The sequence below is a fragment of the Actinomadura chokoriensis genome, from assembly GCF_041463665.1.
GTDB lineage: Bacteria > Actinomycetota > Actinomycetes > Streptosporangiales > Streptosporangiaceae > Spirillospora > Spirillospora chokoriensis_A.
Genome location: NZ_JAXCEJ010000034.1, coordinates 36,926 through 51,934 on the forward strand (window position 1 = coordinate 36,926; position 15,009 = coordinate 51,934).

The following is a 15,009-nucleotide window of genomic DNA, read 5'->3' on the forward strand; positions in this document are numbered from 1 at the left end:
CCGCACCCCGAGGTCGTCCCCTCCCCCGGCGCGCCGGGCACCGGGCCGTCAGTCGTTCTCCTTGGCGAACTCGCGGAGCCGGGGCAGGTCCACCACGGTGATCCTGCGCCAGCCGGTGCGGATCAGCCCCTCGCGGCGCAGGCCGTTGAGGGCGCGCGCGACCGTCTCCCGGGAGGCGTCCATCCAGCTGCCGAGCTCCTCCTGCGACAGCGGCGGCCCGATCTCGATCGACCCGTCCGGCGCGGCCGGGGCGTGGTGGGCCGACAGTTCGGCGAGGTCGCTCAGCAGCCCGGCGAGGCGCTGCGGGCCCCGGCTCGTGACGTGCGCGGTGAGCCGGCGGTCGGAGTCGTCCATGCGCTGGACGAAGGTCCCGGTGACGAGCATCCACACGTCCGGGTACTCGTCCAGGAACCCCGTGAAACGGGCGGCGGGCACGACCAGCGCGCGGATCGGCGACAGCGCGGTGACGGTCGCGGCGCGCGGCCGCCCGCCGAGCACCGCGCTCTCGGCGATCAGGTCGCCGGGCCCGCGCACGGCCAGGACCACGTCGTGGCCGTCCGCGGTGGACGAGGTGACCTTCGCCCAGCCGCGCTCGATGATGATCACGTGGTCGGACTCGTCGCCCTGGTAGACGAGGGGCGCCTTCACCGGGAACTGCCGGGGGCGCGCGGTCTGCCGCAGGGCGGACTGCTGTGCCGGATCGAGCGAGGCCCAGAACCCCGGCCGCGGGAAGGACGCCGCGTACGCTGCCAACAGCCCGTCTCCTTTGCCCACCGTTGCCGCGTTTGCTCACGGTCACTGCCCACGGTCATGTGAACTGTAAACCGGAAGGCGGCCCCTTGTGCACCGCGAGAACCCGGACTCCGAGGCGCGCAGCCGGTGACCGCCGCCGCAGGGCGCCGGCCAGGCCGGCGCCGACTCGACCGTCAGGCGCCCGGGGGCGGCTCGGACTCGATCCTCAGGGCCTCGTGGTCGAAACTCAGACAGCCCGCGATCTTGGTCGCGTCCTCCAGGGGCTCCTCGTACGACCAGCCGACGTCGTCGGCGCCCTCCAGCGACCAGTACGTCGCCTCGCCCTTGTAGGGGCAGACGGTGCGCTTCCGGCTCCGGGCCAGCAGTTCGCGGCGGACGTCCTCGACCGGGATGTAGTACCGGTTCGGCAGCCCGGTCTCCGACAGCACGAGCGGATGCTCGGTCTCCGCGACGACCTCGCCGTCCCGCAGCACCCGGACGTGGCGGCGCGCGCGGCGCACGTCGACGCGGTGGAACGGGTCGCGCAGGTGCCCGTGGACCTCCTCGTCCTCGTCGTACCAGGCGTCCATCGGCTTCCAGTAGAACGCCATCAGCCCGCGCAACCACGGCGCCTCGGGCTTCGGCTCCGGATACGCCCACACCGCGTTCTCCGCCTCGCGCCCGCCGGCCCGGATCGTCCAGTACGCGGCGTCGCCCTTGAACGGGCAGTACGTCGTGTGGTCGGTCCGCACCAGAAGGTCGGTCCGCACGTCCTCCTCCGGGACGTACAGGACGGGCAGCAGGCCCGTCTCGTGCAGGAACTGCCCGCGCTCGGTGTCGAGGACGATCTCCCCCGCGAACCAGGCGTGGACGCGGCGCGGGAACTCGTGCATGAACAACCGGTGCTTCGGCCCGTCGATGGTGAAGTTGACCTCGTCGCCGGGCGACCCCGCGAGCGGTCCCGGCCGCATGGTCAAGGACATGGACGACTCCTCACACTCCGGACGGCATCGTCTCCAGTTCACCACGGCGCGCAGCCTCCAGGTGGAGCGGCGCCAGCACGGACGTGATCCGGAACCAGCACAGCGCGTCGTACCGGTCGGCGAGCCTGGTCGGGACGTAATGCCTCCGGTCGCGGTCCGGGTCGTACACGACGCCGATCGCCCGGTGCCCGAGCGTCCGGGTGAGGAAGGACGGCAAGTCCGGCTCCGGCGGCACGATGAACATCCCGCGGTGCAGCTCCGACTCGGCCAGCACCTCCTCCAGCGACCCGCGGACCGGCGGCGGGACGTGCATGACCTCCATCGGGCCGCCCCAGCGCGGCGCCGCGACGACCTCGCCCGGCCCGCCCGCGAAACCGACCAGCACGACACCGTCCCGGCCCTGCCGCTCCCGCGCCAGCTGACCGAGGTTGACCATGCCGGCGTCGGCCATGTCGGTCGCCCGCGCGTCGCCGACGTGGGTGTTGTGCGCCCACACGACGGCCTTGCCCTTCCCCTGCTCGGACTCGTGGAACGCCATCAGCCGGTCGAGCGTGTCGGCCATGTGGACGTCGCGGATGTTCCACGAGTCCGGCCCGCCGCCGATCATGGCGCGGTAGTACCGTTCGGCGCCCGCCGCCACCTCGGCGTTCTGCCGGGCGTCGAACTCCTCCTCCGGGTCGTGGACGGTGTGCGGCACCGGCCGGCGCAGCCTGGTCAGCAGTTCCATGACCTCCTCGGCGCACCCGTCCGGGACCAGCGCGGTGTTCCAGCCGTAGGACTGCGGGTCCTCGCCGTGCGGCTCGAAGCAGCGGTAGGCGTCCAGCGCCGTGTCCAGGTACTCCGGGCGATGCTCCGCCAGGTGGTCGACGACCGCCCGCAGCGACTCCCACAGGCTGTAGACGTCCAGGCCGTAGAAGCCGGCGCGTTCGCGGGACGGCAGGCCCGCGTTGCGGGCGCGCAGCCACTGGCAGAACTTGACGGTCTCCTCGTTGGCCCACATCCACGTCGGCCAGCGCGCGTAGGCGTTCAGGGCGTCCCGCGGATCCCGCGCAGCCCCGGGCGCGAGCGTCACCGAACGGCCGACCCGCCGGCAGTCCGGCCAGTCGCCCTCGACCGCGACGATCGAGAAGCCGCGCTCGGCGATCAGCCGCCGGGTCAGCGCGGACCGCCACGCGTAGTACTCGTGCGTGCCGTGGCTGGCCTCGCCGATCAGCACGCAGCGGGCGTCCCCGATCCGGTCCATGAGCGGGTTCAGGTCTTCCTCGTATTCGAGCGGCAGCGCCGCCCCGAGCACGTCATCGGCGTCGGCGCCGCTCACCGCGATCCCCTCCGCTCCCCCTTCGGGCGCGCACCCACCGCCTCGGCGCGCCGGAGCTCGTTGTCCTCGTCCATTCGCGACTCGGCGCCGGCGCCGCGCTCGCCGCCGCATGCGTGGATTCCCGGTCGTGGCATGACGACGTCCCCCTTTCCGTCGTCCTCCCCGCGTTCCCCCGATCCGGCCATCGATGCAGACAAATCAGGCATTTCCCCGGCACGCCGGTGTCCGGCGGCGCGGGCGCGCCAGGCCTGGTCGGAGTCGGGGTCGTATGCGACCGAGACGTAATGCGAATCGCCCCCGAAACGGCAAGAGAATGGATAGTCTCCCACCGATCACTCTTGGTCGAGTAAAGAAATCTGGGAGCACACGCCGCATGAGCGCTGCCAACCGGGCACAGGTCATCACACGGTGGGGGGCCATCGCCTTCATGGCGGCCGCGGTCCTGACCGCCACCGCCGGCGGCTTCGCCCAATCCTATGCCGGTCTGTATCACTGGGCCCTGGAACACGGCCTGCGGGGCTGGAAGGCCGAATCGTTCCCCCTGCTGGTCGACCTGTTCATCATCGTCGGGGAGCTCGGGCTCTTCCTGCTCGCGATCGACGCCTTCGTCATCAAGCGCCGGGCCCTGCTGAGCTGGCTCGACTTCTGCCTGCCGCTGACCATCGCCCTCGCCGGATGGACGGCCAGCCTGATCTTCAACGTCGGCCACGTCGGGCACAAGACCTTCTCCTACCAGGCGACCGCCGCCGTCCCGCCGATCGTGTCGATGCTCGGCCTGTTCGTCCTGCTGCGGACCCTGCACCGGTACGTGTCGCAGAGGGCGGACGAGGAGGAGGCCAAGGAGCGCGAACCGCAGACGCGCGCCATCGCGGGGCCGGTCACGCTGAACCAGATCACGCTGATGCCGCTGCGCAACACCGGGCCGTTCCCGCAGATCCAGGTCCCCGGCCACTCCGGCAAGGCGATCGAGTCCGGCGCGTCGGCGCAACCGGCGGAGGGCAAGACCGGCGCGTCCCCGAAGGCGGCCCCGAGCGCGCCCGTCCAGGCCGCTCAGGCCCCCGCCGCCCCGGCACCGACCCCGGCTCCGGCGCCCGAGCCGGAACTGGCCGTCGTCAGCGCCGCCGCCGCGGGCGCGAGCCCCAACGGCCGCAGCACCTACGGCACGACGACCGACGCCCCCGCGCCGACCGCGCCGTCCCCCGAGAACCTGCGCAGCCTCGTCATCGACATCCTCGAACGGCGGCACGGCGACGTCGCCGCGACGCTCGCCGAGGTCCGGGCCGGGGGCTACACCTGCGACGTGACCGAGATCCAGCGGATCAGCGACAACCACTGGTTCCCGTACGCGGTGTACCGGCTGCTGGCCAAGCACCACGGCGACGGCGAACTGGTCGCCCAGGAGCTGACCTCGCAGGGGATCGTCTACGACCAGGTCACGCTGGACGCGCTCGTCCAGTCCTGGCGGGTCTGACCCCCGTCTTCCCGGCCCGCGCTCTCGGGCCCGTACTTCCGGACCGGCCGCCCGCGCCATTGCGGGCGGCCGGTCCTCACCGTATCGGCGCGATCACGCTGCGTCCGTGCGACGCTGGGCACACCAGCGACGCCGGGAGAGCCGATGAAGTCGATGCGAACCCATCTCGCCGCCGTGGCCGCCGTGGCCGCCCTCGGCGGAGCCGTCACCGGATACCTGATCGCCCCGTCGCCCGGGGACGCCTCCGCCCGTCCGGCCGCCGCCCTCGCGAGCGGCACGCTCCACCTCTCGCTGAACATGCCGGCCGGCGACCGCGCCAAGGCCGCCGCGCTCGGCTACGACCTGTTCGACGTCGACCCGGACGAGGACGAGATCGCGTCCCTGCCCGAGGGCGGGCGGGCCCTGCTGTGGGTCGGCAACACCACCTGCGGCGGCTTCCAGGAAGAGAGCACGTCGGCGTTCGCCGAGACGGTGAAACGGTTCGCGGGGAACGAACGCGTCTACGGGTGGTACCTGTCCGACGAGCCGAACCCGGACGAATGCCCCGACATCGCCGGCAAGATCCGGCAGCGGGCCGACATCGTCCACCGGTACGCGCCCGGCCAGAAGGCGTTCGCGTCGCTGACCGACTGGCCGATGCGCCCGCTCGAGCCGTCCGAGACCCACCTCGACCTCATCGGCCTCGACCCCTACCCGTGCCGGACGGACGGCAAGGCCTGCGACCTCGAAGCGATCGACACCATGGTCGGTCAGGCCGCCCGCGCCGGATTCCCCCGCCGCATGATCGTCCCGGTGTTCCAGACGTTCGGCCAGTCCTGCAACGACGGCGAGCGGAACTGGCGGCTGCCGAGCGAGCGCCAGCTCCGATCCATTCTCGGCCGGTGGGAGCGGCTCGTCGCCAGGCCCGCGTTCGACATCAGCTACTCGTGGGGCCGGCAGGACGCCTGGGCGTGCCCGGCCCTGTCGGACGCCGACGGCGGGGGCGGTCTCCCGGACCTCCAGGCCGTGATGAAGGCGCACAACACGCGCCGGACCCGCCCGGGTGCGCCCACGCGGAACCCCGCACGACGCGCACCGACACCGGCGGTGTCCGAGAAACCGCCGGCGTCGGCGAAGCCCTGCCCGTCCTAGGATCCGCGCCGCCTGCTCCTGCGACGGGTCGGTCCGCAGGCCCGCCGTCGATGAGCCGCCCGGACCCGGCGCCGTAGGGGGTCTAGGCGTTGTCCCGGCCGGCGCGCTCCAGCTCGCGCTCGTCCTGGACGTCGTCGCCGTGCACGTAGCGGCGTCCGCGCATCAGCGACACGAGCGCCGCGACCAGCGACATCGCGATCGCCATGCTGAACACGATGACCAGCCCGTGGTGGAACGGCTCGGAGATCAGGTGCGGGAAGTACGAGCGTCCGGTGAGGGTCGCCAGGTCGTCCGGCGCGAGCCCGCCGAGCACGTGGAACGGGGCGAGCAGGTTCTGGATCGGGTTGTAGCCGAGGAACGCGGCGAACAGCGTGCCGACCGGCGGCAGCTCACCGACCTGCCCGGCGGGCCCGGCCGGGACGCCGTGCGCGGTCAGCCCCTGCGTCAGCGTCTTCGGCAGGGTGTCGGACAGCCCCGCGATCATCAGCGAGAAGAACACGCCGATCGACAGCACCATGCCGGCGTTCATGAACGTGGAGCGCATGCCGGACGCGACGCCGCGCTGGTCCGCCGGGACGGCGTTCATGATCGCCGTGGTGTTGGGCGCGGCGAACAGCCCGGAGCCGACCCCGTTCAGGAAGATCAGCAGCGCGAACGTGGTGTATCCGAAGTCGGTCGGGATCAGCAGCAGCCCGGCGAACGCCAGCGCCGACAGCACCAGCCCGCCCGACGCGAACGCGCGGGCGCCGTGCCTGTCGGACAGGTGGCCGGAGATCGGCCCGGCCACCAGGAAGCCGGCGGTGAGCGGGAGCAGGTAGATGCCCGCCCACAGCGGCGTGTCCTGGTATTCGTAGCCGTGCAGCGGCAGCCAGATGCCCTGCAGCCAGATGATCAGCATGAACTGCATCCCGCCGCGCGAGATCGCGGCGAGCAGCCCGGCCGCGTTCCCGGCCGTGAACGCCCGGATGCGGAACAGCCCGAGGTGGAACATCGGATGCTCCACCCTGGTCTCGATCCAGCAGAACAGCGCGAGCACGGCGATACCGCCGATGATCCCGGCCAGCACCCAGGGGTTCGTCCAGCCCATGTCGTGCCCGCCGTAGGGCTGGATGCCGTAGGTGATCGCGGCGAGCAGCGCGGTGAGCCCGACCGCGAACGTCGCGTTGCCCAGCCAGTCGATCTTCGCGGTGACCGCCTTCTTCGCGGTCTCGACCAGGCTGCGGTACGCCCAGATCGTCCCGATGATCCCGATGGGCGCGGACGCGAAGAACACCAGCCGCCAGTTGATCTCGCTGAGCAGCCCGCCCGCGACCAGGCCGATGAACGTCCCGGCGATGCCGGCGACCTGGTTGACGCCCATCGCCATGCCGCGCCGGTGCGCCGGGAACGCGTCGGTGAGGATCGCCGCCGAGTTCGCCATCAGCATCGCGCCGCCGATCCCCTGGAGCACCCGCCAGCCGATGAGCCAGATCGCGCCCGCGGCGCCGTGGAACGGATCCAGGGCGAGGACCAGCGTCCCGACCGTGAACACCGCGAACCCGGCGTTGTACATCCGGACGCGTCCGAACATGTCCCCGAGCCGGCCGAGCGTGACCACCAGCACCGCCGACACCAGCATGTAGCCCATCAGGATCCACAGCAGGTAGCTGACGTTGCCCGCCTCCAGGGGATTCAGCCGGATGCCCCGGAAGATCGCCGGCAGCGAGATGATCACGATCGAGGAGTTGACCGTGGCCAGGAGCATGCCGAGCGTCGTGTTGCTCAGCGCGACCCACGGATAGTGCTTGGACGGCACGCCTTCCTCACCCCCGCCAGGTAGTTTCTTACGCTAACTAATCACAGGCCCAGCGTACTTCGCCACCCCGGAAACGGGGTCGCGTCGGTTACCTCCAAGTCCGCACCTTCTCCCCCATGCCGGACGACTCGGCGCGCTGACCGGCCCCTCCGTGTTCACCCGCGAGCACGTCGTCGACGACGCCGTGGATCCAGCGCCGCTTCTGTCGCACCCACGACGCACCAGGACGCCCCTCCCAACGCGGCACCGCGCGCTCGCCGCCCTGGAGACGGTCCAGGCCACCGCCTGTTCAGTAGGCGTAGGCGGATCGGCAGCCGGCCATGTCGCTCTGGCGTGCCATGAACTCGCCTCCGATCACTCTCCCGAAGGAATCGAGACCGTTCAGGCATGCGTAACGCGGCTCGTCCGCGCTGACAAAAGTGATGACCACCGCGGTGTCCGGCTTCTGCGGAATGGCCGAGGTGACGCGCATCAGCTCGCCCTCGGAGAAGGAGAAGACGACGGTGCTCGGCGGCTGGGTCTTCCTTATCGTGCCGTAGCCGGTCCGTCCGTCGGGGCTCATCACCGCGGTGGTGACCGTCCCGGAACCGGCCTTTCGGTGGAACAGAGTGCGGCCCGCGCGCAGGTCGGTGCCTTGTGCGTCGGTGTCGAGTGAATGAACGGTGACGTTCTGGATCGCGCGCCGGGTGAGCAAGTCCGGCTGCCCGGGCCGTATATCGGTTCCGAGAGAGGCGCCTGGGTGGACGTCGCTGATGGTGTAGCCGAGCGTACGGCTGTTGCGGGCCCAGACGATCTCGCCGATGACCGACGCGCCGGCCGTGTGCCAGGTGCGGGTGTGGCCTGAGCCGATGTCGAGGACGCTCACGTTGGCGCGTGGCTCCGCGGGCCGCTGTGTATCGCCGGTACAGGAAGTAGTCGTGTAGGCGAGACGGTCGCCGTCCGGACTCATCGCCAAACCGCCGACGAGTGCGGGGACGGCTTCCCCGCGAAGCGGCTTGAGGCTTTTCACGTGGCCGTCGTCGGTCAGTCCGAACCGGTAGAACCGTGACTCGCACGGCTCTTTCCGGAAGGCGGCGACCACGAACGTCCCCTTGGGGCCCGCGAGGATTTCCCGTGCTTCACCGGCGGACGGAAGCGGCATCACGGTGTCCGCTGACGGTGTCCGTACGTCCGCCTGGAGTGGGCGCACCTGGAACCACGGCACGGGCCCGTCGCCCGGCGCGGAATTCCCCGTCTCCCCCACGGTGAGGATGAAGCGCGGACGCCGGTCTTTCCATTGAGGCGTTGTCGGCGGGACGCCGTCGTCCGCCAGCCATTGCACCGCGGTTATGGAGGCGGCGACCGATGCGGCCATTGCGATCGGCGCCGCCCAGCGCCGTACCCGCCACGAAAGCGGCTCCCGATCCTGCGCCACGTCCCATTCGTCTGCCATCTGGTGATCATGCCGTCGCCAGGTGCAGTTGCGTGGTCATTCTGGGAAAGTCCACGGCGGCGATGAGCCGACGGCACGAAGGCGTCGCTCGGGTCAATGGCGGGAGGCTCGCCGGAATCACCCGTAGCTGTGTCGGGCGGTGGCTACGGCGGCCTGGCCCAGGCTGATGCCGCCGTCATTCGGTGGAACTCGGTGGTGGGTCAGTACCTCGAATCCCGCATCTTCAAGACCGGATACCGCGCGTTCCAGGAGGAGCATGTTCTGGAATACGCCGCCGGAGAGGGCGGCCACGCCAAGTCCCCTTTCCTCCCGGATGCGCGATGCCGCGCCGACGATCAGCGCCGCGACGCCGTTGTGGAATCGCGCCGCGATCGTGGGAACGGGGACGCCCGTCTTGAGATCGGATACCACCGCCTCCAGCAGGTCACGGCCCCGGACGACGAACCGGTCGGTGATCGTCGCCGAGTACGCGGTGTGGACGGCGGGGTCGGCGCGCTGCTCAAGTTCTATGGCGGCCTGGCCCTCGTAGTCGACGCGGTCCCGGACGCCGAGGGCGGCGGCGACCGCGTCGAACAGGCGGCCCATGCTCGACGTGAGCGGAGCGTGGACGCGGCGTTCGGCCATGTCCGCGACGGTGGACCATTCAGGGCGGCGGGCTACCGGGAGGTCTTCGGAGGCGCCGTATGCAGCCGCCATCCGCCATGGTTCGCGGATCGCGGCGGCCCCGCCGGGCATGGGAACCGGTTCCAGGTGTCCCGCTCTTTCGAAGCCTCGCAGGTCGGCGACGAGGAATTCGCCGCCCCAGAGGGTGCCGTCCGTGCCGTATCCGGTGCCGTCGAACGCGACGCCGATGACCGGGCCGTCCACGCCGTTGTCGGCCAGGCAGGACGCGATGTGCGCGTGGTGGTGCTGGACGGCGACGGATGGCAGCTCCTGGCCTAGCGCGTATTTCGTCGACAGGTATTCCGGGTGCGGGTCGTAGGCGATGAGTTCGGGGGTTATGTCGAAGAGTCGCCGGAAGTGCGCGATCCCCTCTTCGAAGGCGCGGAGGGTCTCGTAGTTCCCCAGGTCGCCGATGTGGTGGGAGACGAACGCCCGGCCGTCGCGGCTCAGGCAGAACGTGTTCTTCAGCTCGGCGCCGCAAGCCAGGACGGGGCGTCCGTCCGGGATCGGCACGGGCTCCGGGGTGTAGCCGCGGGCGCGGCGCACCGGCAGCGGACGGCCGCGGAAGATCCGTACCACCGAGTCGTCGGCCCGGGTGTGGATGGGACGGTCGTGGAACAGGAACGCGTCGGCGATGCCGCGGAGCCGCTCCAAGGCTTCGCCGTCCCGGTGGGCGATCGGCTCGTCCGACACGTTTCCACTGGTCAGCACGATGGGCTCGGTGACGAGGAGGTGGTGCAGAGGGGTGTAGGGCAGCAGGAGGCCGAGGTGTCGGTTGCCGGGTGCGACGTCGTCGGCGAGTGCCGCGTCCGGTCGGCGGCGCGCCAGGACGATGGGACGGCGGGGGCCGGTGAGCAGCGCCTCCTCGGCGTCGGAGAGCGTGCACAGCGTCCGGGCCGCCGCGAGGTCGGGGACCATGACGGCGAACGGCTTGTCCTCGCGGTGCTTGCGCGAGCGGAGCACGCCGACCGCGTCCTGCGATGCCGCCCGCGCCGCCAGGTGGTAGCCGCCGAGGCCCTTCACCGCGAGGACGGCGCCGGCGGCGAGCATGCCGCGGGCGGCGGTCAGCGGGTCGCCGGCGTGCGGGTGCAGGGCGAGGGACGGCCCGCACGACGGGCAGCACACCGGCTGGGCGTGGAACCGTCGGTCGGCCGGGTCCGCGTACTCGGCGGCGCACTGCCCGCACATCGCGAAGCCCGCCATGGTCGTGTTGGGCCGGTCATACGGGACGTCCTTCACGATCGTGAAGCGCGGCCCGCAGTTCGTGCAGTTGATGAACGGGTAAGCGTGGCGGCGGTCGGCCGGGTCGCGGAGTTCGCGCAGGCAGTCGTCGCAGGTCGCGGAGTCCCAGGAGACGAGCGCGCGGCGCTCCCCCGACGGGTCGCTGCCCACGATCGCGAAACCGCCGCGGCCCGCCAGACCCCGCGCGTCCAGTTCCCGGGTGGTGACGCGCTCGACGACGGCGAGCCGCGGCGGACGCGTGCGCAGCCCGTCCAGGAACCGTCCGACGACGTCGGCCGCGCCCTCGACCTCGATGAACACGCCGCCCGCGTCGTTGCCGACCAGCCCGGAAAGGCCGAGGCCGGTCGCCAGCCCGTGCACGAACGGCCGGAACCCGACGCCCTGCACGACCCCCTCGACGCGGACGCCGACCCTGACATCCACGCTCGTCATTCTGCCGCGCCGGCCCGTGCCGCCCGGGGAGGGCGGGCACCGGGCGTGTTCCGCGGCGGTCGATCTCGGCCTCAGCCCCGGCCCGGCCGCGTCACGATCCGGAGGTCACCCCGCTTCCCCGGTATAGGCGGCGATGGTGCGGTCCGCGCATGCGCGGGCGGTGGCCTCGTCGGCGCCGGACGCGACGTGCGCCGCGAACCAGGCCTCGCCGCTCTGCCGGGTGAACTCTTTGCCCTCGTCTGACGTGGACCAGTCCGGACCCACCTCGTCGGGGGCGCTCCGGCCGGTCGCGATGTGCATCGCGAGGCCGAGAAGGCCCTGGTCCCAGCCGATGCCGACGGCGCCGGGCCCGAACTGGTTCCACATGCCGTCGTCGACGTGGGCGATGTGCTCCAGTTCGAAGCGCGCCCGCCCGTCCGGCTCCGGACTCAGCCGGACCTCGATCCAGGAGGTCTGCCCGCCGAACTCCCAGGTCGCGGAGAAGCCCTTGGGCGGGTCGCAGAGCTCGATCGTCCCGCTCGCGTTGCCTTCGAGCTGGTAGCGGCCACCGAGCCGGAGGTCGCCGGACACCGGCAGGAACCAGCGCGGGATCCGCTCGGGGTTGGTGACGGCGTCCCACAGGTCGTCGACGTCGGTGTCGTAGACCTGGCTGACGGTCGAGGTGCGGGCGGTGCCGGCTTCCAGCACCCGCTCGCCGACCTTCCGGCGTACCGCGTTGATCTGCCCCGTGACTTCGATCATGGCTCGCTCCCTGAGTCGTGGCGGCGTGCGCGCTTGCCCCGGGCGATCTCGGTCGCCAGGGCGTCCAGATGCGGGGTCCAGAAGCGGCGGAAGCGGTCGAGCCAGGCGTCGACCTCTCGCAGGGGCGCGGAGTCGACGGCGTAGAGCCGGCGCGTCCCCTCCGCCCGGACCACCGCGAACCCGCTGTCGCGCAGCACCTTGAGGTGCTGCGACACCGCGGGCTGCGAGATCCCGAACTCCTCCCGGACGACGGCCGTCAGCTCACCGGAGGACCGCTCGCCCTCGGCGAGCAGCTCCAGAATCCGGCGCCGCACCGGGTCGCCCAGAACATCGAACGCGTGCACGGCCCCCAAGGTACAGTCTCGGCTTATATAAGCCAAGCCTTAAGAAGGCCGTGTCAGCGGCCGGCGAGGAGCTGGTCGAAGGGGACGGGGTTCTCGTACGGGTCCTCCTTGGCCGGGGCCGGGCGGGCCTCCATGAGTGCGGCCAGTTCGGCGCCGGCCCGTGCGATGCGGTCGGGCAGGGCGGTCTCGCCGCTCCCCCAGTCCTCGGACGCCGCGTACACGGCGGTGGGGACGACGCCGGCGCGCAGGTAGGCGAACAGCGGGCGCATCGCGTAGTCGATGGCCAGCGAATGCCGCTCGGTACCGCCGGTCGCGCCCAGCAGCACGGGCCTGCCCTCCAGGGACTCCCGGTCCAGGACGTCGAAGAACGTCTTGAACAGGCCGCTGTAGGACGCGTTGAAGACGGGCGTCACGGCGATGAGGCCGGCGGCGTTCGTCACCGTCTCGACGGCGGCGCGGAACGGCCCGGACGGGAAGCCGGTCAGGGTCGCGTCGACCATGGCGTGCGCGTGGTCCCGCAGCTCGATCGTCTCGACGGCGGTGTCCCGGCCGAGGGCCTCGGTCGTCGCGGCGGCCAGCCGGTCGGCGAGCAGCCGCGTCGAGGACGGCCGGCCGAGGCCGGCGGAGATCACGGCGAGGGTGCTCATCGAGCCTCCTCGGTGAGACGGGACGCGTGGGTCGGCGGGCCCGCGGGGACGTGCGCCGGGCGCACCGACTCGAACTCCTTGCGCAGCACCGGGACGACCTCCTCGCCCAGCATGTCGATCTGCTCCAGGACGGTCTTCAACGGCAGGCCCGCGTGGTCGATCAGGAACAGCTGGCGCTGGTAGTCGCCGAAGTTGTCGCGGAACGTCAGGGTCTTCTCGATCACCTGCTCGGGGCTGCCGACCGTGAGCGGCGTCTCGGCGGTGAACTCCTCCAGGGACGGCCCGTGCCCGTAGACGGGGGCGTTGTCGAAGTACGGGCGGAACTCGCGGACGGCGTCCTGGGAGTTCTTCCGCATGAACACCTGCCCGCCGAGGCCGACGATCGCCTGGTCGGCGGAGCCGTGCCCGTAGTGCTCGAACCGCTGCCGGTACAGCCTGATGAGGCGCTGGAAGTGCTCCTTGGGCCAGAAGATGTGGTTGGCGAAGAACCCGTCGCCGTAGTAGGCGGCCTGCTCGGCGATCTCGGGGCTGCGGATGGAGCCGTGCCAGACGAACGGCGGAACGCCGTCCAGGGGGCGCGGCGTCGAGGTGAACGACTGGAGCGGGGTGCGGAACTTGCCCTCCCAGTCGACGACGTCCTCGCGCCAGAGCCGGTGCAGGAGGTGGTAGTTCTCGATGGCGAGCGGGATGCCGTCGCGGATGTCCTTGCCGAACCACGGATAGACGGGGCCGGTGTTGCCGCGCCCCATCATCAGGTCGACCCGGCCGTCCGCGAGGTGCTGGAGCATCGCGAAGTCCTCGGCGATCTTCACCGGGTCGTTGGTGGTGATCAGCGTGGTGGCGGTGGACAGGATGAGCCGCTCGGTGCGGGCCGCGATGTAGCCGAGCATCGTCGTCGGGGACGACGGGACGAACGGCGGGTTGTGGTGCTCGCCGGTCGCGAAGACGTCCAGCCCGGCCTCCTCGGCCTTGAGCGCGATCGCCACCATGGCCTTGATCCGCTCGGCCTCGGTCGGGACGCCGCCGCTGGTCGGGTCGGGTGTCACGTCGCCGACCGTGAAGATCCCGAACTGCATGCCGGCCTCCGAAATAGTAGAACTTTCAATCATCCTACCGGAACCGCGCGGACCGAGATCATATTCCTGACCCGTCAGCCGATGTCCGCGACGTCGCGTTCGAGCGCGTCGACCAGCCAGGTGTTGATCGTCCCGGCGGTGGCGGGCGCGCCGGTGACCTCGCCGAACAGCGTCCAGTACCGGCGGAGCCGCGGGTCCTGCTCCATGGCGACGGCGGGCAGCAGGGCGCGCCGGAAGCCGGGGGTGTCGCGTTCGTCCCGTCCGGCGGCGTGCGCCGCGACGAAGCGGTCGAGGGCGGGGCCGGGGCCCGGCTCCCCGCCCGCGATCACCACCGGGGCCGCCAGCGCGGCCGCCTCGCCGAGCCCGCTGATCAGCGTCGGCTCGTCCCGCACCCGGTCGGCGTTCACCCGGCCGAGGGCGCGCAGCTCGCGCAGCAGCGGCCGGTCGCTCGCCACCTCGACCATCCCGGCGTACGCGACGACCTGCTCCGGCGTCGGGTCGGCGGGCGGCTCCGGGACGCTCTTGTCCAGGAACGCCCGCACCGCATCCTCCGGCAGCGGGACGAGGATGCGGCGGCGCCAGAACCCCAGCAGGACGTCCCGCGCGGCGGGACCGTCCTGGACCGCGGCGAGCAGGTCGAGGCGCGCCGCCCGCCGCGCCGGGCCCGCGTCCTCGATGGCGCGGAGCGAGGCGCGGCGCCAGGCCAGCGAGGTCAGCTCGGCGTCGACCGAGCGCCGTTCGGCGGCCACGGCTTCGGCCAGCGAGCGGTCCCCGGTGAGGACGGCCGCGATGGCGGGCAGGCCGAGCCCGAGCGCGCGCAGCCGCCGGACGAGCCGGAGCCGGTCGACCGCGGAGCGGTCGAACCGCCGGTGCCCGCCCGCGCTGCGCCGGGCGTCCAGGACGCCCTCGTCGCAGTAGAAGCGGATCGTGCGCACTGGCACGCCGGTCAGCGCCGCCAGGTCGCCGATGCCCAGCGATGTGTCGTCGGTCACACCAGTTGAA

Annotated in this window: 14 protein-coding genes; 2 read left to right on the plus strand and 12 right to left on the minus strand. The window is 71.8% G+C overall.

Translation table 11 applies throughout. From position 1 onward, the window contains the following. Positions 1–48 precede the first annotated feature (48 nt). From SM418_RS34625 to SM418_RS34640, 4 genes are all read right to left on the minus strand, one after another. Positions 49–753, minus strand: coding sequence for a Crp/Fnr family transcriptional regulator (locus tag SM418_RS34625; RefSeq protein WP_371945811.1), 705 nt, complete (start codon positions 751–753; stop codon positions 49–51). Positions 754–926: 173 nt separating this feature from the next. After that, positions 927–1,715 carry a DUF427 domain-containing protein gene (locus tag SM418_RS34630; RefSeq protein WP_371945810.1) on the minus strand — a complete coding sequence of 263 codons (789 nt, stop codon included), beginning with the start codon at positions 1,713–1,715 and terminating at the stop codon, positions 927–929. A 10-nt stretch (positions 1,716–1,725) separates the two neighbouring features. Continuing rightward, positions 1,726–3,033, minus strand: a complete 1,308-nt coding sequence (locus tag SM418_RS34635; protein ID WP_371945809.1) for an erythromycin esterase family protein — start codon at positions 3,031–3,033, stop codon at positions 1,726–1,728. After that, complete coding sequence (locus SM418_RS34640) at positions 3,030–3,167, minus strand: hypothetical protein (RefSeq protein ID WP_371945808.1); 138 nt, start codon at positions 3,165–3,167, stop codon at positions 3,030–3,032. The genes SM418_RS34635 and SM418_RS34640 overlap by 4 nt, the downstream gene beginning before the upstream one ends. 239 nt (positions 3,168–3,406) lie before the next feature. Between SM418_RS34640 and SM418_RS34645 the strand changes: the two genes are divergently transcribed. Both SM418_RS34645 and SM418_RS34650 read left to right on the plus strand, forming a co-directional pair. Continuing rightward, positions 3,407–4,504, plus strand: coding sequence for a DUF2637 domain-containing protein (locus SM418_RS34645; protein WP_371945807.1), 1,098 nt, complete (start codon positions 3,407–3,409; stop codon positions 4,502–4,504). A gap of 144 nt (positions 4,505–4,648) precedes the next feature. Beyond that, a complete protein-coding gene (locus SM418_RS34650) occupies positions 4,649–5,635 on the plus strand; it encodes a hypothetical protein (RefSeq protein ID WP_371945806.1) in 987 nt (328 codons plus the stop codon). 82 nt (positions 5,636–5,717) lie between these two features. On the opposite strand, the gene SM418_RS34655 is transcribed toward SM418_RS34650, so the two are convergent. The 8 genes from SM418_RS34655 to SM418_RS34690 all read right to left on the minus strand — a co-directional run bounded on the left by SM418_RS34655 (position 5,718) and on the right by SM418_RS34690 (position 14,999). Further along, complete coding sequence (locus tag SM418_RS34655) at positions 5,718–7,430, minus strand: MFS transporter (RefSeq protein ID WP_371945805.1); 1,713 nt, start codon at positions 7,428–7,430, stop codon at positions 5,718–5,720. A gap of 289 nt (positions 7,431–7,719) precedes the next feature. Then, positions 7,720–8,862, minus strand: a complete 1,143-nt coding sequence (locus SM418_RS34660; protein WP_371945804.1) for a hypothetical protein — start codon at positions 8,860–8,862, stop codon at positions 7,720–7,722. 117 nt (positions 8,863–8,979) lie between these two features. Then, on the minus strand, positions 8,980–11,199 hold the full coding sequence (hypF, locus tag SM418_RS34665; protein WP_371945803.1) for a carbamoyltransferase HypF: 2,220 nt from the start codon (positions 11,197–11,199) through the stop codon (positions 8,980–8,982). A 105-nt stretch (positions 11,200–11,304) separates the two neighbouring features. Next, positions 11,305–11,940, minus strand: a complete 636-nt coding sequence (locus SM418_RS34670) for an SRPBCC family protein (protein WP_371945802.1) — start codon at positions 11,938–11,940, stop codon at positions 11,305–11,307. Continuing rightward, positions 11,937–12,284, minus strand: a complete 348-nt coding sequence (locus SM418_RS34675; protein ID WP_371945801.1) for an ArsR/SmtB family transcription factor — start codon at positions 12,282–12,284, stop codon at positions 11,937–11,939. The genes SM418_RS34670 and SM418_RS34675 overlap by 4 nt, the downstream gene beginning before the upstream one ends. A gap of 53 nt (positions 12,285–12,337) precedes the next feature. Then, the gene (locus SM418_RS34680) at positions 12,338–12,931 is read right to left on the minus strand and encodes an FMN reductase (RefSeq protein ID WP_371945800.1); all 594 of its coding nucleotides are present in this window, start codon (positions 12,929–12,931) and stop codon (positions 12,338–12,340) included. After that, entirely contained in the window at positions 12,928–14,007 is a 1,080-nt protein-coding gene (locus SM418_RS34685; RefSeq protein ID WP_371945799.1) for an LLM class flavin-dependent oxidoreductase, read from the minus strand. The genes SM418_RS34680 and SM418_RS34685 overlap by 4 nt, the downstream gene beginning before the upstream one ends. A 74-nt stretch (positions 14,008–14,081) precedes the next feature. Continuing rightward, entirely contained in the window at positions 14,082–14,999 is a 918-nt protein-coding gene (locus SM418_RS34690) for a helix-turn-helix domain-containing protein (RefSeq protein ID WP_371945798.1), read from the minus strand. Between the last annotated feature and the right edge of the window lie 10 nt (positions 15,000–15,009).

Excerpts from the sequence above, each read along its gene's own strand:
- SM418_RS34630 (WP_371945810.1), bottom strand. The coding sequence starts at position 1,715 with ATGTCCTTGACCATGCGGCCGGGACCGCTCGCGGGGTCGCCCGGCGAC.
- SM418_RS34640 (WP_371945808.1), bottom strand. The coding sequence starts at position 3,167 with ATGCCACGACCGGGAATCCACGCATGCGGCGGCGAGCGCGGCGCCGGC.
- SM418_RS34645 (WP_371945807.1), top strand. The coding sequence starts at position 3,407 with ATGAGCGCTGCCAACCGGGCACAGGTCATCACACGGTGGGGGGCCATC.
- SM418_RS34650 (WP_371945806.1), top strand. The coding sequence starts at position 4,649 with ATGAAGTCGATGCGAACCCATCTCGCCGCCGTGGCCGCCGTGGCCGCC.
- SM418_RS34660 (WP_371945804.1), bottom strand. The coding sequence starts at position 8,862 with ATGGCAGACGAATGGGACGTGGCGCAGGATCGGGAGCCGCTTTCGTGG.
- hypF (WP_371945803.1), bottom strand. The coding sequence starts at position 11,199 with ATGACGAGCGTGGATGTCAGGGTCGGCGTCCGCGTCGAGGGGGTCGTG.
- SM418_RS34670 (WP_371945802.1), bottom strand. The coding sequence starts at position 11,940 with ATGATCGAAGTCACGGGGCAGATCAACGCGGTACGCCGGAAGGTCGGC.
- SM418_RS34680 (WP_371945800.1), bottom strand. The coding sequence starts at position 12,931 with ATGAGCACCCTCGCCGTGATCTCCGCCGGCCTCGGCCGGCCGTCCTCG.
- SM418_RS34685 (WP_371945799.1), bottom strand. The coding sequence starts at position 14,007 with ATGCAGTTCGGGATCTTCACGGTCGGCGACGTGACACCCGACCCGACC.